This window comes from Limnobacter sp. UBA3528 (genome assembly GCF_002377005.1).
GTDB lineage: Bacteria > Pseudomonadota > Gammaproteobacteria > Burkholderiales > Burkholderiaceae_B > Limnobacter.
The window spans coordinates 1-19,914 of sequence record NZ_DFOZ01000054.1; the positions used below are offsets into that span (position 1 = coordinate 1).

At 53.5% G+C, this 19,914-nt stretch carries 21 protein-coding genes and 1 pseudogene; 6 read left to right on the forward strand and 16 right to left on the reverse strand.

What is annotated here, in order from left to right:
• Nucleotides 1-194: 194 nt before the first annotated feature.
• On the forward strand, nt 195-791 hold the full coding sequence (locus B4N58_RS14490) for a CBS domain-containing protein (protein ID WP_040512135.1): 597 nt from the start codon (nt 195-197) through the stop codon (nt 789-791).
• On the opposite strand, the gene B4N58_RS14495 is transcribed toward B4N58_RS14490, so the two are convergent.
• Nucleotides 788-1,663 carry a LysR family transcriptional regulator gene (locus B4N58_RS14495; RefSeq protein ID WP_008247146.1) on the reverse strand — a complete coding sequence of 292 codons (876 nt, stop codon included), beginning with the start codon at nt 1,661-1,663 and terminating at the stop codon, nt 788-790. The genes B4N58_RS14490 and B4N58_RS14495 overlap by 4 nt on opposite strands.
• 135 nt (nt 1,664-1,798) lie before the next feature.
• Between B4N58_RS14495 and B4N58_RS14500 the strand changes: the two genes are divergently transcribed.
• A complete protein-coding gene (locus tag B4N58_RS14500) occupies nt 1,799-2,797 on the forward strand; it encodes a TerC family protein (RefSeq protein WP_414673836.1) in 999 nt (332 codons plus the stop codon).
• 67 nt (nt 2,798-2,864) lie between these two features.
• Here the strand turns inward: B4N58_RS14500 and B4N58_RS14505 are convergent, their stop codons facing one another.
• The 3 genes from B4N58_RS14505 to B4N58_RS14515 all read right to left on the reverse strand — a co-directional run bounded on the left by B4N58_RS14505 (nt 2,865) and on the right by B4N58_RS14515 (nt 4,663).
• Nucleotides 2,865-3,443, reverse strand: a complete 579-nt coding sequence (locus B4N58_RS14505; protein WP_008247144.1) for a YceI family protein — start codon at nt 3,441-3,443, stop codon at nt 2,865-2,867.
• A 67-nt stretch (nt 3,444-3,510) separates the two neighbouring features.
• Nucleotides 3,511-4,068: a YceI family protein gene (locus B4N58_RS14510; RefSeq protein ID WP_291750502.1), complete on the reverse strand. Its 558-nt coding sequence runs from the start codon at nt 4,066-4,068 to the stop codon at nt 3,511-3,513.
• 34 nt (nt 4,069-4,102) lie between these two features.
• Complete coding sequence (locus B4N58_RS14515) at nt 4,103-4,663, reverse strand: cytochrome b (RefSeq protein WP_291750503.1); 561 nt, start codon at nt 4,661-4,663, stop codon at nt 4,103-4,105.
• Between the two features lie 222 nt (nt 4,664-4,885).
• Here B4N58_RS14515 and B4N58_RS14520 point away from each other — a divergent pair, with 222 nt between their 5' ends.
• Nucleotides 4,886-5,425, forward strand: a complete 540-nt coding sequence (locus B4N58_RS14520; protein WP_291750504.1) for a c-type cytochrome — start codon at nt 4,886-4,888, stop codon at nt 5,423-5,425.
• Between the two features lie 68 nt (nt 5,426-5,493).
• Here the strand turns inward: B4N58_RS14520 and B4N58_RS14525 are convergent, their stop codons facing one another.
• A complete protein-coding gene (locus tag B4N58_RS14525) occupies nt 5,494-6,162 on the reverse strand; it encodes a TetR/AcrR family transcriptional regulator (RefSeq protein WP_291750505.1) in 669 nt (222 codons plus the stop codon).
• Nucleotides 6,163-6,274: 112 nt separating this feature from the next.
• Here B4N58_RS14525 and B4N58_RS14530 point away from each other — a divergent pair, with 112 nt between their 5' ends.
• The 3 genes from B4N58_RS14530 to B4N58_RS14540 all read left to right on the forward strand — a co-directional run bounded on the left by B4N58_RS14530 (nt 6,275) and on the right by B4N58_RS14540 (nt 8,310).
• A complete protein-coding gene (locus tag B4N58_RS14530) occupies nt 6,275-7,171 on the forward strand; it encodes an SDR family NAD(P)-dependent oxidoreductase (protein ID WP_291750506.1) in 897 nt (298 codons plus the stop codon).
• 73 nt (nt 7,172-7,244) lie between these two features.
• The gene (locus tag B4N58_RS14535; RefSeq protein ID WP_008247130.1) at nt 7,245-7,907 is read left to right on the forward strand and encodes an NAD(P)H-binding protein; all 663 of its coding nucleotides are present in this window, start codon (nt 7,245-7,247) and stop codon (nt 7,905-7,907) included.
• A gap of 37 nt (nt 7,908-7,944) precedes the next feature.
• Nucleotides 7,945-8,310, forward strand: a complete 366-nt coding sequence (locus tag B4N58_RS14540; protein WP_291750507.1) for a response regulator — start codon at nt 7,945-7,947, stop codon at nt 8,308-8,310.
• 19 nt (nt 8,311-8,329) lie between these two features.
• On the opposite strand, the gene B4N58_RS14545 is transcribed toward B4N58_RS14540, so the two are convergent.
• From B4N58_RS14545 to B4N58_RS14595, 11 genes and pseudogenes are all read right to left on the reverse strand, one after another.
• Entirely contained in the window at nt 8,330-10,330 is a 2,001-nt protein-coding gene (locus tag B4N58_RS14545; RefSeq protein WP_291750508.1) for a UvrD-helicase domain-containing protein, read from the reverse strand.
• Between the two features lie 46 nt (nt 10,331-10,376).
• On the reverse strand, nt 10,377-12,479 hold the full coding sequence (locus B4N58_RS14550) for a primosomal protein N' (RefSeq protein WP_291750509.1): 2,103 nt from the start codon (nt 12,477-12,479) through the stop codon (nt 10,377-10,379).
• A gap of 272 nt (nt 12,480-12,751) precedes the next feature.
• Nucleotides 12,752-13,846, reverse strand: a complete 1,095-nt coding sequence (hemE, locus tag B4N58_RS14555) for a uroporphyrinogen decarboxylase (RefSeq protein WP_291750510.1) — start codon at nt 13,844-13,846, stop codon at nt 12,752-12,754.
• Between the two features lie 25 nt (nt 13,847-13,871).
• Nucleotides 13,872-14,300, reverse strand: coding sequence for a CoA-binding protein (locus B4N58_RS14560; RefSeq protein WP_232222684.1), 429 nt, complete (start codon nt 14,298-14,300; stop codon nt 13,872-13,874).
• Between the two features lie 31 nt (nt 14,301-14,331).
• The gene (locus B4N58_RS14565; RefSeq protein WP_291750511.1) at nt 14,332-15,141 is read right to left on the reverse strand and encodes a hydroxypyruvate isomerase family protein; all 810 of its coding nucleotides are present in this window, start codon (nt 15,139-15,141) and stop codon (nt 14,332-14,334) included.
• Nucleotides 15,138-15,962 carry a metallophosphoesterase gene (locus tag B4N58_RS14570; RefSeq protein ID WP_291750512.1) on the reverse strand — a complete coding sequence of 275 codons (825 nt, stop codon included), beginning with the start codon at nt 15,960-15,962 and terminating at the stop codon, nt 15,138-15,140. Before B4N58_RS14570 ends, B4N58_RS14565 begins: the two co-directional genes overlap by 4 nt.
• A 35-nt stretch (nt 15,963-15,997) precedes the next feature.
• Nucleotides 15,998-16,387: a hypothetical protein gene (locus B4N58_RS14575; RefSeq protein ID WP_291750513.1), complete on the reverse strand. Its 390-nt coding sequence runs from the start codon at nt 16,385-16,387 to the stop codon at nt 15,998-16,000.
• 134 nt (nt 16,388-16,521) lie between these two features.
• Nucleotides 16,522-16,941 (reverse strand): F0F1 ATP synthase subunit epsilon, encoded by a 420-nt coding sequence (locus B4N58_RS14580; RefSeq protein ID WP_040512011.1) that lies wholly within the window; start codon nt 16,939-16,941, stop codon nt 16,522-16,524.
• A gap of 69 nt (nt 16,942-17,010) precedes the next feature.
• On the reverse strand, nt 17,011-18,402 hold the full coding sequence (atpD, locus tag B4N58_RS14585) for a F0F1 ATP synthase subunit beta (RefSeq protein WP_008247095.1): 1,392 nt from the start codon (nt 18,400-18,402) through the stop codon (nt 17,011-17,013).
• 38 nt (nt 18,403-18,440) lie between these two features.
• Entirely contained in the window at nt 18,441-19,310 is an 870-nt protein-coding gene (gene atpG / locus B4N58_RS14590) for a F0F1 ATP synthase subunit gamma (RefSeq protein WP_008247094.1), read from the reverse strand.
• 73 nt (nt 19,311-19,383) lie between these two features.
• Nucleotides 19,384-19,914 (reverse strand): annotated as a pseudogene (locus tag B4N58_RS14595) (F0F1 ATP synthase subunit alpha); the annotation flags it as partial.

Genomic DNA, 19,914 nt, shown 5'->3' on the forward strand with positions numbered 1-19,914 from the left:
GGCTTTTACTGACTTGAAACTTTTCGCCAGCAGCGTAGACTAAATTTCTAGTGGACGGTGCTTGCGCTGCCACGACACAAGGCAACAAACCCTTGTGCCTGTACCCTCTTTTGCATGCAGTCCGTCCTGCAAACTCGCCCGTCGGCCCCAAGCCTGCGGATGCAATACGACTGTGTGTCAAAAAGGGTTTCAACATGATCAGACAACACTACCAAGCACTCGAACACATCAGCGCCAGCGCCACCGACACCATCACGGTCAGCGACCCCAGCCGCCCTTTGAAGCTGACAGCAGATTCGCCAGCCTTCGACGCCATGACAGACCTTCGGCGTGTACACCCCGTTAGCATCTCCGGCTCTGAAACGCTGGAGCAAGCCCGCACCACCATGATCGTGTGTGGCGTCAAGCTGCTGTTCGTTAGAAACAGCCATGGTCATTTGCAAGGCCTGCTCACCGCCAATGACCTGGCCGGCGAGCGCGCAATCAAGGAAGCTTCTTCCAGCAATCGCAATGTGCCTGAACTCACGGTGAATGACGTGATGGTGAAACTGCCAGACCTGGAGTTTCTGGAGTTCGGTGCCGTATCGCGCGCTGAAGTGGGTCACATTATTGCCACACTGCGCGAACACAACCGGCAACACGCACTGGTGGTCGACAACCGCACAGGCAAAATGCGTGTAGTGGGTTTGTTCTCTTCTACACAAATTGCGCGGCAAATGGGCATTCCCGTGATGGACCCTGTCAAAGCCAGCACCTTCGCTGAAATTGAAGCTGCGGTGGCCGCTGCTTAAACTTTCAGCAATTCGACCACCAAGGGGTGGTCGATTCCCTTCACATTCCACACACCATGAATTTCCTCGTGCAGATCCGGGCACTGCCCCAACAAGCGCAAACCGCTTAAAGTGCCCGCATCGTACACACCCAAGCGGCTCACCGGAAATACACCCAGGCCACGGGCGGCAAACACCGACATCAAAGCGCTGTCCTCGAACTCGCCCACCACATGGGGCACAATTCCCAGCTGCTCAAACCAGTAATTCAAGTCCACCCGCAAGCGGGAATGCCCCGTGGGCAGCAGCACGGGCAGTTCTGCCAGGCAGTGCGGAAAATGGCTCACACTGCTTTTTTTCACCCACCTCGAAGCACCGTACCAATCCACCGTAGTGGTATTCAACACGCGGCTTTGCATGCGCAAGTTGGGGTTGGCTGGCGGGGGTTGCCCAGCAAACACAAAGTCAAGGTGAAGCAAAGCCAACTCAGCCAGCAACTGCTCAGGCTCACCCTCGTGACAGGTCAAGTGCAGGTCTTCAGTATCCAGCACTGGCTTCAGCAAAGCGTGCACCGCCAGTTTCGAAATTCCGTCGCACAAACCCACCCTGAAACGCTTCACCGGTTTGCTGGCCACCGCCCGCACCAGCTCCGGCAAACTTTGGCCCAATTGAAAAATTTCCTCCGCTTTGGCAAAAGCCACCTGTCCAGCCTCGGTCAAAGTCACACCTCGGCCATCCGGTTTCAACAACTGGAGCCCAAGGTCTTTCTCAAGTTCGCGCACCTGCGCACTAACCGTTTGAATGGCCATGTCCATGCGCTCAGCTGCACGGGCAAAACCACCTTCTTTGGCCACCATCCAGAAGTAATGCAAGTGACGATAATTCAAGTTCATTCAAAACCCCACCAATTAACTTCGTAAAAACCGCAGTAACAGTTCATTAAATACTGATTTTTCCGAACTCACAACTGGTACACCATGGCGCCGTGTTCAATTCAACCCTCATGGAGTATCAAAGTGGACGTTTTAATGGAATTCATGCACACCGACTTTCTCGGCACAGCCGCATGGATTTGGCTGTTGTTTGTCGGTATTGTGGTTGCGCTGCTCGCCTTCGACCTCGGCGTGCTGCACAAGGATGACCACGAAATTGGGGTCAAGGAAAGCCTGCTGCTCTCGGGTGGCTACATCACCGCAGCGTGTTTGTTCGGTGCCTGGATTTGGTATTACCTGGGCTCCGAAAGCGGCATGAACTACTTCACCGGCTTTGCCATTGAAAAATCACTGTCGATGGACAACGTGTTTGTCATCGCCATGATCTTCTCGTTCTTCGCCATTCCACGCCAGTACCAGCACCGCGTGTTGTTCTGGGGCATTTTGGGTGTCATTGTGCTGCGCGCCATCATGATTGGTCTGGGTGCTGCACTGGTGAAAGAATTCAGTTGGGTGCTTTACCTGTTCGGTGCGTTTCTCGTGATCACCGGTATCAAAATGTGGTTCATGGCCGATAGCGAACCCGACATTGAGAACAACGCTATCCTGAAGTTCCTGCGCAAACGCATGCGTGTTACCGAAGGCCTGCGCGGCAACGCGTTTGTGGTCAACGAGCCTGACCCAAAAACCGGCAAGGTGGAGCGTTTTGCAACCCCCCTGTTGTTGGCTTTGGTATTGATCGAGTTTGTCGACCTGATTTTCGCGGTTGACTCTGTGCCCGCAATTTTTGCGATCACCACCGACCCGTTCATCGTGTACACCAGCAATATTTTTGCGATCCTGGGTTTGCGTGCCCTGTACTTTGCACTGGCCGCGATGATCCACCGCTTCCACTACCTGAAGTACGCTTTGGCGATGGTATTGGTGTTCATCGGCAGCAAAATTTTTCTGGTGAACTTCATTGGCAAGTTCCCGCCTGCGTTCTCGCTCAGCGTGACCTTGGGCCTGATCGCCGGTGGCGTGGTGTTCTCGCTGTGGAAAACACGCGGCGGCGACAAGCCTGAAAAACTGGAACACGTCACAGAAAACAAGTAAGCCTTGCTGACAACAAAAAGGCCGGTGATTTTAAAGTCACCGGCCTTTTTCTATTTCCAATCCAGATTCACTTAGGTTGCTTCACTGCCTCAATGGTGATCAGCACTTTCACTTCCGGGAAAAACCCCCTGTCTACTGCATAACCCAGATCGAAATCCGTGCGCTTGAATTCAGCCACCGCATCGGCCCCACACACCTCGGCTTTCTTCATGGGGTGCATAATGCACTTGAAGGTGTTGATCTTCAAAGGCACTGGCTTGGTAATGCCCTTCAAAGTCAAATCGCCCAACACTTCCACAGGCTTGTCGCCTTCAAAGCGCATTTTGCTGGCTTTGTAGGTAATCGTGGGGTGCGCTTCCACATCAAACATGTCCACGTCTTTGGCATGCTCGTTCATCTTGCCATGGCCAAAATCAAGGCTGGCCGCATCAATTTCAATGTCCACGGTGCCGGTTTTGTTGGCACGGTCCAGGGTCACCATGCCCTTGGTTTTCTCAAACTGGCCACGCCACAATGAAAGCCCGCCCATGTGGTCCGCCTCGAACGATGGGAAGGTGTGGCTTGGATCAATGACATAGGTATCCACCGCCGCATTTGCTGAGCCCAGCGCACCGAACATACCCAGTGCAACCGCACCGCCCAACATTGTTTTTGATACTTGTTTGAACATCCCTAACTCCCTGTTGTTGCTGTGTATTACGCGGTGTGCCTGCTCACTTCGCAGGCGCCACCAATTTAAAATCGATCACCACTTCATCGGCCACCAGGCTGGTGTCGCCCCACTCACCATCGGCACCCACCTTGTATTCCAGGCGCTTGATCTGGGTTTTGCCAGTGAAAGTGTGCTTGCCGCCGGCTGTTTGAATTTTTACGGGAAACTTCAACGGTTTTTTAATGCCACGGATGGTCAAATCGCCGGTTGCCTGCAAATTGTTGCCACTGCCCGTTACACCCGTAATGACAAAAGTTGCCTTGGGATGATTCTTTGAATCAAACCAGTCTTTCCCTGCAACCTCTTTGTTGTACTCAGGATCGCCCAGGTCGTAACTGGCTGTGTCTACGCTCAGGGTGGCTTTGGTGTTTGCGGGCTTGGCAGGGTCATACTGCACATCGCCGGAAAATTTCTTGAAATTACCACTCACCGGCACATTGAACTGTTTGAACGTGGCCTTGACCTCGCTCTGCGCCACATCAAGGGGTGCAGCCACAGCAGGAAAGGTTAAAACTGAGAGTACCAGGCCTGAAAGCGCCTTGGCGAACGGATATTTCATAGTGAATCCTGCAGAGCTTGAGAACTATCGGAGACTAATCGGCTCGCATCCCGGGAATCATGCGACCCAAAATACCGTCGCGGTCCAGAACGTGATGCTTCAAGGCCATCAACACATGGCCCACCACCAACAAGACCAGGCCTTTGCCTGAAAGTTCATGCAAGGTTTTAAACAACTCTTTTAATTCCGCGTTTTTCTCGATCACCACCGGCAGTTCAATCACACCGAACCAAACCACTGGGTAGCCCGAGGCCAGGCTGTACAGGTAACCAAACACGGGCACACCCAACATGAACAAGTACAGGGCCAAATGCCCCATTTTGGCCAGCAGCACCGTGTTGTGTCCCCAATGTGCCGGGTACTTGGGGGTTTTCGACAACATTCGAACCACCATGCGCAACAACACCAAGGCAAACAGGGTAACGCCCAACCACTTGTGCCAATTGAACAGTTTCAGCTTGAACGGGGTAATACCGGGAATGTCGACCATGTACAAACCCACACCAAATGCGGTCAAAATGCCCACCGCCATTAACCAGTGAACCAACACCATGGGCAAACCATATCGATGGTTTTCGCTCAATGCACTTTTCAAAATCTCATCCCTTTGCAGCACAGGCTTGCATTTTCAGCAATAAATAGTTGGGTTTAAAGCCTTTTTCAAGATACAATTTACAGTTGTTTTGAAGCTGCGTACATGCCGCAAGGCCTAAACATCTATCGGGCACGTCCATAGGCGTTTCATAGGCGTTAATCAGCCAGTATTGTGCAGCCCTAATAATTACGTTTCAACCAGCGCTTTCAATCAGGACGTCGTATGAGCGATTCAAACGAACACGAACTTCTAATCAAGACACCCAAGCAACTGATCTATGCCGTCATTGCAGCGTTTGTCATTCCGATTTTCGTCATTATTTTGCTGGCTTACTACGTCAGCAGCAGCGAAAAACCCGCCGCTGGCAGCAATGCATTTTCTGAAGAATCAATTGCCGCACGCCTTGCGCCCGTGGGCACCATCGACTTCGTTGATGCCAGCGCTCCCCGTGTTCTGAAAACAGGTGAACAGGTTTACGCCGCCGCATGTGCAGCTTGCCATGACTCTGGCGCTGCTGGTTCCCCAAAACTGGGCGATCAAGGCCAGTGGAGCAGCCGCTTGACCAAGGGCTTTGACACCCTTTGGCAAAACGCGGTGAATGGCATTGGTGCCATGCCTGCCAAGGGCGGCAATTCCGACCTCGACGACATCGAAGTGGCCCGAGCAGTGGCCTACATGGGCAAGGAAGTGGGCGCTGACTATGTTGCACCCGAACCAGCCGCTCCCGCAGCCGCTGAGCCAACCGCTGAAGCTGCGAAGTAACCGGCAATTTAACTGGCAAGGCCAATCAAATAAGTCCGCTGTAAAAAACCCGCCATCCGGCGGGTTTTTTATTCGGTCAGCAGCATGCCCACGCCACGAAATATCAGCATGGCATTTTCCACCACATCCTCTACCGGCTTCCTGCAACCGTCCATGCTCCAGCGTGCAGCCATGTAAAGCACCGACCCCACCAGGCCCGAGGCCAGCAAAGTTGAATCAAGGCCTTTCACTGCACCGTCCTTTCGCTGTTCAATCAAGGGTTTGGCCAGTGTTTCCAGCATTTCCACAAAGCTGTACAGTGTTTTTAAACTCAATTCTTCCAGGTGCCGGTTCACTGTCAGCACCTCGACCAACAAAATACGGGCCGCCTGCGGGCTTTCCTTGAACTGGCTGAAAAACACGGTCAAACCCGTACGGGTGGCCTGCTCCAGATTGTCGTCCTCCATACCCAACAACACCTTTTGCAGCTTCTCACGCAGGGTATCGGTAATGTGCAGGTAGCAGGCCGTAAACAAAGCCTCGGCATTGCTGAAACTTTCGTAAAAGTATCGCTCAGTCAGCCCTGCCTCCTGGCACAGGCCTTTCACCGTGGCCGCATGGTAACCAGTCGACCCGAACACCTTGATGCCCGCTTCAATCAACTTGAGCCGACGCTCCGCCTTGCGGGTTTCATTGGAGACCCCGCGGTAACGACGCCCTGTGGCTTTGGCAATTTGCTCCGGTGCTTTCGCATTCATAATTGGAAGATATACTCAAAAAATAGGCATTGACAGTATGCAGGCCCAACATTAAATTGACAACCACGATTGTCAAATTACAGCTACAACACAGCACATTGGAGACCGACACATGAAATCATTCAACGGCAAAGTTGCCGCAATCACTGGCGCCGCATCTGGCATGGGCCGTACTCTTGCCCTTCAACTGGCCAAAGACGGCTGCCATGTGTCCATCTCTGATGTTGACACCAAAGGCCTGGCCGAAACCGTAAAACTGGTGAAAGCAGCGGCCCCCAATGTCAAGGTCACCAGCCAGCAGCTGGACGTGTCCAATCGCGAAGCCATGTACGCCTGGGCTGATCAAACCGCGAAAGACCACGGCAAAGTCAACCTGATTTTCAACAACGCTGGCGTGGCTTACGCAACCCCCGTTGAACACATCGACTACGACAAGTTCGAGTGGATCATGGGCATCAACTTCTGGGGCGTCGTTTACGGCACCAAAGCATTCTTGCCACACCTGAAAGCATCTGGTGAAGGTCACATCATCAACACCAGCAGCTTGTTCGGCCTGTGTGCTCAACCCACACAAAGCACTTACAACTCAACCAAGTTCGCTGTGCGCGGTTTCACAGAAAGCCTGCGTCAAGAACTCGACATGATGAACTGCGGCGTATCCGCCACCAGCGTTCACCCCGGCGGTATTAAAACAGCGATTGCCCGCAAAAGCGTTGCATCCCCTGAAATTGAAGAGTTCACAGGTGCCGACTCTGAACAGGGCAAAGAATTCTTTGAAAAGTTCTTTATCACCAGCGCTGAAAAAGCCGCTGACATTATCCTGAAAGCCGTAAAAGGCAACAAGCGCCGCGTGCTGGTGGGTCCGGATGCCGTTGCCATGGATGCCATGGTGCGCACACTGCCTGAAACCTATCAGGCCATTATCGTGGGCCAAATGAAAAAAATGCGCGACAAGCAAATTGCCCGCAAAAAGCGCAAAGCTGCAGAAAAGCAAACTCAGAGCGCATAACAACGCGTTTGGACTTTCACTGCAAAACGCGGTTAGTCTTAAGACTGCCGCGTTTTTTTATTGGGGACTTGATTTGAGTTCAACGAACATTCAAAAAACCCTGCTGCTGATCGGTGCTACCGGTGTGGTGGGGCACCATGTGTTGGCGCAAGCCTTGGCTCACCCGCAGGTGGGCAAGGTTGTTGCACTAACCCGCAAACCCCTCACACCACACCCCAAGTTACTCAACCAGTTGATCGACTTCAACGCCATTCCTGAGGTAGCACCATGGTGGCAAGCCGATGCGGTCATTTGCACTTTGGGCACCACCATCAAAGTGGCCAAAACCGCCGAGCAGTTCCGTTTTGTAGACTACACACTTGTGGCCCAATTCGCTGCACTGGCTGCACAACATTCAGTGCCTTGCTTCGTGTTGAATTCGGCCATGATGGCAAATCCCAAAGCGAAAGGCCTCTACCTGCGCACCAAGGGCGAAGCAGAACAGGCGGTCAAGAATGCGGGTATTTCCAGTGTTGTGATCGCGCGCCCTGGTCTTCTTGACGGTCAGCGCGAAGAGTTTCGACTCGGCGAAGAAATTGGTCTCGTGGCCAGTCGCGTGTTCAACCCACTTTTACCCAAACGTTTGCGCAGCGTAAAAGTTGAAAAACTGGCCCGTGTCATGTTGCACGAGGCATTGAAAGCCGAACACGGCGTGAAGGTTCTAGAGTCGGAAGTATTTCAATCTGACGCGGTATGATTGTGCACATCAACTTACAATTCCACCCAAGCATCCCATGGCCAATATTCTGCTGATCGACGACGCGAACACCATTCGAAAAGTTTGCGCCCACATCCTGACCCAAGCAGGTCACATGGTGCGTACAGCAGCAAGTGCAGAGGAAGGAATCAGGGACATCGTCGACAGCGGTGCACCTGATTTGATCATCACCGACATCGACATGCCAGGCATGGACGGGCTGGAGTTGTGCAACCGAATCCGAAAAACCGGAGCCACCGTGCCGATCGTGGTGATCACCTCGTACTCCGACAAGGAAATGATTCAACGGGCCAAAACACTTGGCCTTGCTGGCTGGTTACTCAAACCCGTTACTCCAGAAGCGCTGATCCAAAAAGCAAACTCGGCGCTGGGTACAGCTTAATTTTTACCCAGGTTTTCTTTTAAGTCGCTACCTTGGTCAACAAACCCTTCAACGCACTCAATCGGTCCTTCGGGCTCATCTTCGGCGTGTCGTCGGGCAGGTCTTTGTCGGTTTCCAGTTGAAGCTCTTTGATGAACCGAGATGGAAAACAACTCACCAGCTCGCGTGCTTTTTTCCGCTTTCTGCACCAGGTAATGTTCAGGCTGCGTTGCGCGCGGGTCACGCCCACATACATCAGGCGGCGTTCTTCTTCCAGCCTGTCGTCGGTCAGTTCACGGCCTTCGCCGTCGCCAAAACTGGGCAAAATACTTTCTTCGCAACCAATTAAAAACACATGCGGAAATTCAAGCCCCTTGGCAGCATGCAGCGTACTAAGCTGCACGGCGTCGGGTCGCGTCCCGTCATCCTGCCGGTCCAACATGGTCATCAAGGCCACCTTCTGGGTCAGGTCCAGCAGGGTTGAACCTTCTTCCTCGCCCTTGTCGCCCATCCACTTCACAAAGTCGAGCACGTTTTGCCACTTGGCTTGTGCGCCGCGCTCGTCTTGCTGCTCGTAAAGCCACTCCTCGTACTTGATGGTGCTCAGCAACTCATTGAGCAAATCACGGGCTGGCTCGCGCTGCGCGCGGTATTCAAGCTTGTTGATGAAGGTGCCAAAAGTGCGCAACGCATCGACCATGCCCGCATTCAGATGGCTCTCAGCGCCGGTTTCAAACAGCGCCTCAAACAATGAAACACCGCGTGTGCCCGCATAGGTGCCCAGGGCCTCGAGTGTTTTTTGACCGATGCCGCGCTTGGGCGTGGTCACCGCGCGAATGAATGCGGGGTCGTCGTCCTGGTTCACCAGCAAGCGCAGATAAGCAATCACATCCTTGATTTCAGCACGTTCGAAAAAGCTTTGCCCGCCACTCAAAATGTACGGAATTTTCTGGCGGCGCAAAGCCTGCTCCAGAATACGCGCCTGAAAGTTACTGCGGTACAAAATGGCATAGTCACCGTACTTGGCACGGCGCTCAAAGCGATGACCGCTGAGCATCATTGCCACTTGTTCGGCCTCGTGTTCATCATCGGCCATGGGGCTGATCACAATCGGCTCGCCCGGGCCGTGGTCGCTCCACAGGGTTTTCGGAAACAGCTTGGGATTGTTTTCAATCAGGCGGTTGGCCGCCTGAAGAATGCGCAAGGTGGACCGGTAATTCTGTTCCAGCTTGATCACTTTCAACTGCGGGTAGTCTTCAGTCAACTGGCGCAGGTTTTCAATGGTTGCGCCTCGCCAGGCATAAATGGCCTGATCATCATCGCCCACAGCGGTGAACATGGCGCGTGGCCCGGCAATCAAACGCAGCAAATCGTACTGGCAGGCGTTGGTGTCTTGCACCTCGTCTACCAACAAATAACGCAGCCGGTTTTGCCAGCGGTTGCGCACTTCATCGTTGCCGGCCAACAAACGCGTGGGTTTCAAAATCAGGTCATCAAAATCCACCGCTTGGTATGCAGCCAATGTGGCCTCATAGCTTTTGTACAGGCGTGCAATTTGCCCTTCATCCTCGGTAGTGGCTTGTGCCAGGGCCGTGTCGGGGTCAATTAGGCCGTTTTTCCACAGCGAAATTACGCTTTGGGCCTTGCGTATCAATTGCTTGTCGGTGGTGCCGTACAACTGCTGCACCAAACCGTAGGTGTCGGTCGCATCCAGAATCGAGAAGCGCGCCTTCAAACCTGCGTGTTTGTGTTCCTCCCGCAAAATTCGAATGCCCAAGCTGTGAAACGTGCACACCAACAAGCCCTTGCCCTCGTTGCCATGCAACAACTTGGCCGCACGCTCTTCCATTTCCTTGGCGGCCTTGTTCGTAAAGGTAACCGCTGCAATATTCTTGGCACTCACGCCCTTGTTCTGGATCAGGTGTGCAATTTTTTGCGTGATCACCCGAGTTTTACCCGAACCCGCACCCGCCAGTACCAGGCAGGGACCATCCACATAATTCACGGCTTCGCTTTGGGCTTTGTTCAGGCCAACAGACATACAGGGGGGAAACTCCAGGGGAAGGCATTACTGTACCAGAGGGTACTTACAAATCGACCGGGTCCACTTCCAAAAACCAGCGCACACTGCCGGGCAGCTCGTGCAATTGCGCCAGCCACTGCGTTAAAAACCGGTGAAGTGCGGGCCTCGATTCGCTTTCAATCAGCATTTGCGCCCGCTCAATGCCACCCACCCGCACCACAGTCAACGGCACCGGGTCGCACATAAAAACAGGGTTGTCAGCGTCCACCAAGGGTTCACCCAGCTCCCTCGCTGTGCTGAGGAACTGCAAACAGTTGGCCAGCTTTTTATGGTCGGCTCGAATGGTGGCCTGGTGTGAAAACGGCGGCATGCGTGCGTCTTTGCGAGCCTGCATTTCGTGGCTGGCAAAGGTTTCGTAGTCGTGCGCTTTCAAGGCATCAAACAGGGGGTGCTGTGGGTAACGGGTTTGAACCACCATGCGCGCATCACCTGCTCTGCGCCCTGCCCGGCCAGCCACCTGCATCAACTGTGCGAACAGTCGTTCAGGCGCGCGGTATGCGTGCGAATACAGCGAGGCATCCACATTCAAAGCCAACACCAGGGTTACATTTGCAAAGTCGTGCCCCTTGGCAATCATTTGCGTGCCCACCAACACATCAGCTTCCCCGCTGTGTGCCTGTTGCAGCAAGGCTTCCATTTGCCCCTTGTTGCGGGTGCTGTCGGCGTCGATTCGCAAAATATTTGCAGTGGGCAGCAATCCAGTCAGGGTTTCCTCAATGCGCTGCGTGCCCCGGCCAAAGCCGGTCAGGTCCTGGTTTCCGCAAGTGGGGCAGTGCGTGGGCACGCGCTGCCCAGCGCCACAGTGGTGGCAGCGCAGCATGCGCTCATTTTTGTGCCACACCATGTGCGCTGTGCAGTGGTCGCAATTGGCCACCCAGCCACAGGCATTGCACACCATCTGTGGCGCGTATCCCCGGCGGTTCAAAAATACAATGCTTTGTTTGCCAGCCTCGAAGTTTTGCACCAGCGCCTGCATGGCCGGCTCGCTCAATCCCTCTTTGGCTGGAAAATTGGCGGTGTTGATCAATTCCACCTTTGGCAGACTGGCACCCAGCACGGCCCGGTTTTTCAAGCTCAGCCTTTTGTAAGCGCCCAGGTCGGCCTTCAACCAACTTTCCAGGGCTGGGGTGGCCGAACCCAAAACAATCGGCACCTCGCGCTGTTTGGCCAGCATCAGGGCCAAATCCCGGGCGTGGTAGCGCATGCCGTCTTGCTGTTTGTACGAAGGATCGTGTTCTTCATCCACCACAATCATGCCCAATCTCGGCAATGGGGTCAGCACGCCCAGCCGGGTCGCGATGATCACATCGGCGGCGCCCGTTGCAGCTTCAAACCACGCCTTGGTTCGGGTCAATTCAGCCAGGTTGCTGTGCATCACCACCACGCGGTGGGGCGCCAGGCGCTCTTTGTACAAGGCTTGTGCAGCCGGGGTCAGGTTAATTTCAGGCAACAGCACCAACACCTGCTCACCGCGCTTTAGCCGTTCCTCCACCGTGTGCAGGTACACCTCGGTTTTGCCGCTGCCGGTCACGCCGTACAGCAAAAAAGGCTGAAAACCAGCGGCACTCGACAGTTGCGCAACAGCGTCCAGTTGTTCAGCGTTCAACACTGGCTTTTCAAGTTGATCAATCTTGGCCTTACCCCCTTTGCTTGCAGCAAGCGGGTCATTCCGTTCGGCCAGCAGCTTCTGCGCATGCTCCCGGGATTTGGCCACCATCACAGGTTCTTCACCACGGGCATTCAACACACGCAAGGCCTTGGGCAATGCCTCCAGCGCGATCATGCCCAATGGGTGGTGATAATACTTGGCGGCAAATTCAATCAGGGCCTGCCAATGGGCGCTCAGGCATTCACCATGATCCAATACCGAGTGCACTGGTTTGATGTTTTCGGCCATTTGCTGATCGGGGGCGGCGCCCTGAACCAGACCGATTCGATGCTGACGTCCCCAAGGCACAATCACACGCATCCCAAATCGGGGCGTGTGTTCACTGTGCCATTGGTAAGTGAAAGCTTTAGGAAGCGGTGCAGCAACCAACACATTCACCAGCAAAGTGTGTCCCTTGATCGGGTTAGATGACGTGTTTTGGTTTAGGTCTGTCTTCACAGCTTACTTTAAGTTCATGGACTAGCTGGCTTGAATTAAACGGAATACAAAATTTTTAACAGTCAATGTGGATAACTTTGTGGACATCCGTGGAAATAATCCACGGGTGCAGTACAGGATGTGGGCATACATGTAAAGTACAAATTTTGTAAAATGCCTTTTTGTTTATTTAAAACAATGACTTAACTGACCAGCCTGCTTTTCCATTCGTCGTGCAATGCAAAAAAATGTTTCTTCTGCCTTGCGCCAAAAATGTGCATAAGTCCAAGTTTTTACTGCCTTTGTTTGCGGCTATAGGCATGCACCGCGTTCACCATCACTTCCACACTGTCCGGATTGGTGAATTGGGAAATGCCATGCCCCAGATTGAACACATGGCCCGCACCGGCCTGTGGCACACCAAAACTTTCCAGAGCCTTGGCCACTTCAGCCTCAATTTGCGCAGGCTCGGCAAACAACACATTGGGATCGAGGTTACCTTGAATGGCACAACGGTCACCAATGCGCGCCCGGGCCTGGCCCAGGTTCACAGTCCAGTCCACACCCACGGCGCTGGCACCGCTGGATGCAATATCCTCCAGCCACAGTCCACCACCCTTGGTAAATACAATCGATGGGATGTCTTCAGTAAAGCTGCCGCGGTTGGCCTGCAAAGGCAAACTGGCCACAATTTTCTTGATGTAATTCAAGCTGAACTTCTGGAATGCACCGTCGGCCAAGACGCCACCCCAACTGTCGAAAATCATCACAGCTTGCGCGCCCGCTTCAATCTGCGCGCGCAGGTACTGGCTGACCGCCTCGGTGGTCACTTCCAGAATGCGGTGCATCAGATCTGGCCGTTTGTACAACATGGTTTTTACCTTGCGGAAATCGCTGCTGCCCCCGCCTTCCACCATGTAACAAGCCAATGTCCAGGGGCTACCTGAAAAACCGATCAGCGGTACGCGCCCGCCCAAAGCACCACGGATGGTGCTGACTGCGTCAGTCACATAACGCAGGCTGGTGCCAATGTCAGGCACGGCCAGCTTGGCCACGTCAGCCTCAGTCACCAGGGGGCGCTCAAACTTCGGGCCTTCGCCTTCCGCGAAGTAAAGGCCCAGGCCCATGGCGTCGGGCACGGTCAGAATGTCGGAGAACAGAATGGCGGCATCTAACTTGTAACGCTCCAGCGGCTGCAGTGTTACCTCGCAGGCCGCCTCAGGGTTGGTGCACAAACCCATGAAGTTACCGGCCTTCGCGCGCGTTGCCCGGTATTCAGGCAAATAGCGGCCCGCCTGGCGCATCAGCCAGACAGGGGTGTACTCGGTGGCTTCGCGACGCAATGCGCGCAGGAAGGTGTCGTTCTTGACGGGCTGAAAACTGCTCATGTTCGTAAGTGCTTCTTGTATAAATTCAAACTAAAAACAGACGCTGGTGTTCGGTTTTCAAACAACGGTCCATCACAAAGGGCAAACCCGCTGCGCGGGCCTTGGCTTCCACCAGATCATTGCGAATACCCTGCTGCAACCATACAGCGCCGGCACCCACATTCATGGCCTGAGCCAACACATCGGGGGTGTGTTCGGCACGGCGAAACACATCCACCAAATCAATCTTCAAACCGGTTTCTGCGATCGCTGTTTTTAAATCGGGGTAGCAGGTTTCACCCATCAAGCCGCTGGGTCGCCCCTGCAAAGCCGGATTAATTGGCAAAATTCGATAACCCTGCGATTGAAGGTACTTGGCCACAAAAAAACTGGGCTTGTGAGCCTGCGAGGAGAAGCCCACCACAGCGATCGTTTTGGTGTTTTCGAGCAGTTGCTTCAGTTCAGCGTCTTGCATGCGCATTCTTCCAGCGGTTGCCCGCCTAAGCTCAAGTTTCGAAGGACTCCATTGTGCCTGAAAAACCAGTGCTTCGGATCCAGCCCAAGCCATCGCGGGTGCCGGCCTTGGGCCGATACTCGCAACCCATGTGGCCGTTGTAGCCCAACATCTTCAAATGGGCACACACCGGCGCGTACACTTCGGCCCCTGGTTCATCGCGATTGGGCACACCCGCCAGCTGCAGGTGCTTCACGCGCCCAGTAGGCAAATATTGATTTAGCGCCTCCAACACTTCACCTTCAGTGCGCAAGCAATGGTACAAGTCCATTTGCACACCCAGGTTGGGCTGGTTCAAGCGAATCAGCAGTTCATGGGCATCGGCCTGTCGACTCAACAAGTAACCGGGCACATCGAAATGGTTGATGGGTTCAATCAACCAGTCAATCGGCTCAGCGCTCATGGTGCCGGCCAGCCACAACAGGTTTTCTTCATAACAATCCCACGCAGCCTGCGCACTTTGTCCTTCGCTTGAATTCAAAACGCCTGCCAGCACATGCACCTTGCGCACACCCAGCACCGTGGCGCAATTCACAGCGCGTTCAATTGAATGCCTGAATTCATCGCGCCGTGCGGGCGAACAGGCCAATCCCCGATCGCCCTTAGTCCAATCGCCTGCCGGTGCATTGATCAACACCCATTGCACGCCGGCCTCAAGCGCCTTGTCGCGCAACAGTTCAGCTGGATATTCGTAGGGAAACATACACTCAGCGTGTCTGAAGCCATCTTGAGCGCAAGCATGCAATCTGTCCGGGAAATCAAATTCGGTGTACAGCCAGCTTAGGTTGGCAGCCAGCTTCATACTTCAAACACCAAGTGTGGATTGAAAAACGGGTTTTCGAAGGCCTGTGGCGTCACTTGTACCTGTCCGCGCTCCATTTTTCGGGCTTTGCCTTTTTTGCGAACATAACCTCGCGGATTCACCAGCACGCGGGTTTGACCATCGTTGTTGTGAACTGTGTAATCAAATGAATCGTGCATGTGCCCATGTACCCACACATCGGCCTTGCCCATCAAGCGACTGAGGTCGGATACAAATGCGGCGTTGATCGGGCTGAGATTAAAACGCGGGTGAATGCTTTGCGGATGCGGCGCATGGTGAGTAATCACCACGGTTTTTCCATCAAACGGTACGGCCAGTGCAGACTCCAGCCAGTCAATATTCTGATAGTGCAAATCGATTCCCATGCTGGGGGAAAACTGTTTGCCACGCATGCGGATTAATTTGTAATCCGGCAAAAATGCCTTGGCCACCAACTCGGCACCAAACCGCCAACCGGGCTGTATATTAAAATCGGTCCACAAGGTACAACCCAGAAAACGCACGCCCTGAATTACCACGCTGGTTCGCTGCAGGTAATTCAATTGTTTCCTCGCGGCCAGTTCAAACAAATGGTCGTCCAGAATTTCAATGTCGTGGTTGTAGTACTCGTGGTTGCCCGCCACATAAATATTGTGTTTCTCGCCCAGGTCGGCGAGCGCCTGCAAACCCTGCGTCCCTTGGTGAATGTCTCCGGCAAGGATCATCAAGTCCACATCCTCAGCGGGTTGTGGAACAGCCGCCAAAGCGGGGAAGCGGCGCATCGTCTCAAGATGCAGATCAGAGTACAAGGCGATTTTCATGCCTTTATTCTAACCTGTAGAGGAGTCAAAGCGGATTACACACCCTCAGTCGCCAGCGCACTGCCCATTTGGTCAATGCACCGCAGAATATGATCTTCCAGAATTTTGCAGCTGATATGCCGCCAGTCCAGTCGATTGACGAATACCAGGCAATCATTTTTCGGATCGATTGCAAACCAAGAGGGGATGGGTGTTGAAGCGCCCATTTCACGATTGGCCTGCAGCACTTTCTTGGCAGCAGCCAGGTTATCGAGGCGAAAGCGTTTTAATTCAATGTGAATATCAACCCACGTAATGCCTTCCATTTCCCCATGCTGAAGCAGTACTGCCTGATCATTGAAGAAAAACACACGCCCTGAGGGAGTCATGTTACTGGGGCGATTCTGTTGGAGGTCTTTCAACAGCGCATCGAATTGTTGGTACATAAATGGCTCCTTGATTGCCACTTATGTTGCGAATCCATGCGGGTAGGTTCCACAGACTTTCACAATGGGTCTGCCCAAGAAAAAAGCCACAGTTTTCACCGTGGCTTCTCACTGGTTTTTCAACCCTGTATTACTTAACGTACTTTTCTCAAGCGCTTGATGGCTTGCAACTGTGCAATCGCGGAAGCCAATTCAGCCTGTGCTTGAGCATAGTCAATGTCCGCACTGCGATTGGCCAATGCTTCTTCGGCCAAACGCTTGGCTTCCGTTGCTTTGGCTTCATCCAGGTCGCTGCCACGAAGGGCCGTGTCTGCAAGAACGGTCACCGAGTTGGGTTGTACTTCCAACACGCCACCGTTTACAAACACCACTTCTTCTTCAGCCTGACCTGCAATCTTGATGCGAACTGTACCGGGCTTGATGCGTGTAATCAGCGGGGTGTGGCGTGGGTAAATACCCAGCTCACCCTGCTCTCCGGGCAAAGCAACAAACTCTGCTTCACCTTCGAAGATTGATTCTTCTGCACTCACCACGTCCACGCGGATTGTCGACATACTCATTTCCTTTGTGATGGGCACCGGCTTGGGTTTTCACCTTTGCCGGTACACGACACACCAATCGGATTACTGAATTTTCTTGGCTTTTTCGAAGGCTTCATCGATGGTACCTACCATGTAGAAAGCCTGCTCAGGCAAGTGGTCACACTCACCGTTCACAATCATCTTGAAGCCGCGAATGGTTTCCTTCAGTGACACGTATTTGCCGGGCGAACCGGTGAACACTTCAGCCACTGTGAAAGGCTGTGACAGGAAACGCTGGATTTTACGCGCACGGGCCACGGCCAACTTGTCTTCTGGAGACAATTCGTCCATACCCAAAATCGCGATAATGTCGCGCAGTTCCTTGTAACGCTGCAGTGTTTGCTGCACGCCACGGGCCACGTTGTAATGCTCTTCACCAATAATGTTGGGGTCAACCTGGCGTGATGTGGAATCCAGAGGATCCACCGCAGGGTAAATACCCAGGGAAGCGATGTCACGAGACAACACAACTGTCGCATCCAAGTGAGCAAACGTTGTCGCAGGTGACGGGTCGGTCAAGTCATCCGCAGGAACGTAAACCGCTTGCACGGAAGTAATGGAGCCCTTCTTGGTCGAAGTAATACGCTCTTGCAAGCGACCCATTTCTTCGGCCAGTGTTGGCTGGTAACCCACCGCAGAAGGCATACGACCCAGCAACGCAGACACTTCAGTACCGGCCAATGTAAAGCGGTAAATGTTGTCCACGAACAGCAGAACGTCACGGCCTTCGTCACGGAAGTATTCAGCCATGGTCAAGCCAGTCAACGCAACGCGCAGACGGTTGCCGGGAGGCTCGTTCATCTGGCCATACACCAGTGCCACTTTGTCCAACACGTTGGAATCTTTCATCTCGTGGTAGAAGTCGTTACCCTCACGAGTACGCTCACCCACACCGGCAAACACGGAGTAACCACCGTGTTGCTTGGCGATGTTGTTGATCAATTCCATCATGTTCACGGTCTTGCCCACACCCGCACCACCGAACAAGCCTACCTTACCGCCTTTGGCGAACGGGCAGATCAAGTCGATCACCTTGATGCCTGTTTCGAGCAGTTCTGTCGAGGGTGACAGTTCGTCGAAAGCAGGGGCGTTCTGGTGAATGGCACGTGTTGCGTCGGTGGTTACAGGACCTGCTTCATCGATTGGGCGACCCAATACATCCATGATGCGGCCCAGTGTGCCTTGGCCCACGGGAACTGAAATTGGCTTGCCTGTGTTGTGCACAGCCATGCCACGGCGCAAGCCGTCTGATGCACCCAAACAGATGGTACGAACTACACCGTCACCCAGCTGCTGCTGAACTTCCAGTGTCAGTTCGGAACCTTCCATGGTTAGCGCGTCGTACACTTTCGGCATGTTGTTGCGTGAAAACTCAACGTCAATAACCGCGCCGATACACTGTACGATTTTTCCTTCGTTTGTCGCAGTACTCATCGTTATTTCCTTAATTCAAAATCGTTCCGAACATCCGCTTACACAGCCGCTGCGCCGCCGACGATCTCTGCCAGTTCTTTCGTAATGGCAGCCTGACGGGCTTTGTTGTAGGTAAGTTGCAGTTCACTGATCACATTCTTGGCGTTGTCTGACGCTGCCTTCATCGCAACCATACGTGCTGATTGTTCTGAAGCCATGTTCTCTGCCACTGCCTGGTACACCAATGCTTCGATGTAGCGCAGTAACAAATCGTCAATCACGGCCTTCGCATCCGGCTCATAGATGTAGTCCCACGACGTGGAACCCTCATCGGCTTGCAGCCTTTCGCCACCCAGGGGCAGCAATTGCTCGAACACGGCTTCTTGCTTCATGGTGTTCACAAACTTGGTGTAGGCCAGATAAACGGCATCCACTTCGCCTGCAACGTATGCATCAAGTTGAACCTTGATCGCGCCGATCAGTGCTTCCAGGTGGGGCTTGTCGCCAAGACCCGTCACTTTGGAAGTCACGTCAACACCAATGCGGTTAAAGAAGCCAGCGCCCTTTGTACCGATTGCGGTTGCTCGTACCTTTGCACCCTTGGCACCAAACTCCTGAAACTTGCTGGTCACCAGACGCAGAATGTTGGTGTTCAAGCCACCACACAGACCTTTGTCCGTTGTCACAACAATCGCAGCCACGTTTTTGATTTCGTCGCGCGCCACCATGTATTCATGGCGGTATTCAGGGTTTGCCTTGGCCAGGTTGGCGCAAATATTCCGAACTTTGTCCGCATAGGGACGAGCCGAACGCATACGGTCCTGGGCTTTGCGCATTTTGGACGCAGCCACCATTTCCATCGCCTTCGTGATCTTTCGCGTGTTTTGCACGCTCTTGATCTTGGTCCGGATTTCCTTCATTCCTGACATCGTATTTCCTCCAATGACTGGGAAGGTGCATGACCTTCCGAGTTATGCGGTGGGTACAATCAGATCGCTCTGATTAATACGCGCCAGTTTTCTTGAATGATTTCACGGCCTCGTGCAGCTTAGGCTCATCGTCTTTCGACAATTCGTAAGTCTGCTCGATACGATCGATCAGGTCCTTGTGGCTTGTCTGCATGAATTGACGCAGGGAAACCTCAAAAGGAAGAACGTTCGATACCTCGACATCATCCAAATAACCATTGTTGATTGCAAACAGGGCCAGTGCCATTTCCCATGTTTTTAATGGGGCGTACTGGGGCTGCTTCAGCAATTCAACCACACGGCGACCACGTTCCAGCTGGCGGCGGGTTGCTTCATCCAGATCAGAAGCAAACTGCGCAAACGCAGCCAATTCACGGTACTGCGCCAAGTCGGTACGAATACCGCCTGACAGCTTCTTGACCACCTTCGTTTGCGCTGCACCACCCACGCGAGACACGGAAATACCCGCGTTAATCGCTGGACGAATACCGGCGTTGAACAAGTCGGTTTCCAAGAAGATTTGACCGTCAGTAATCGAAATTACGTTGGTTGGAACGAACGCTGT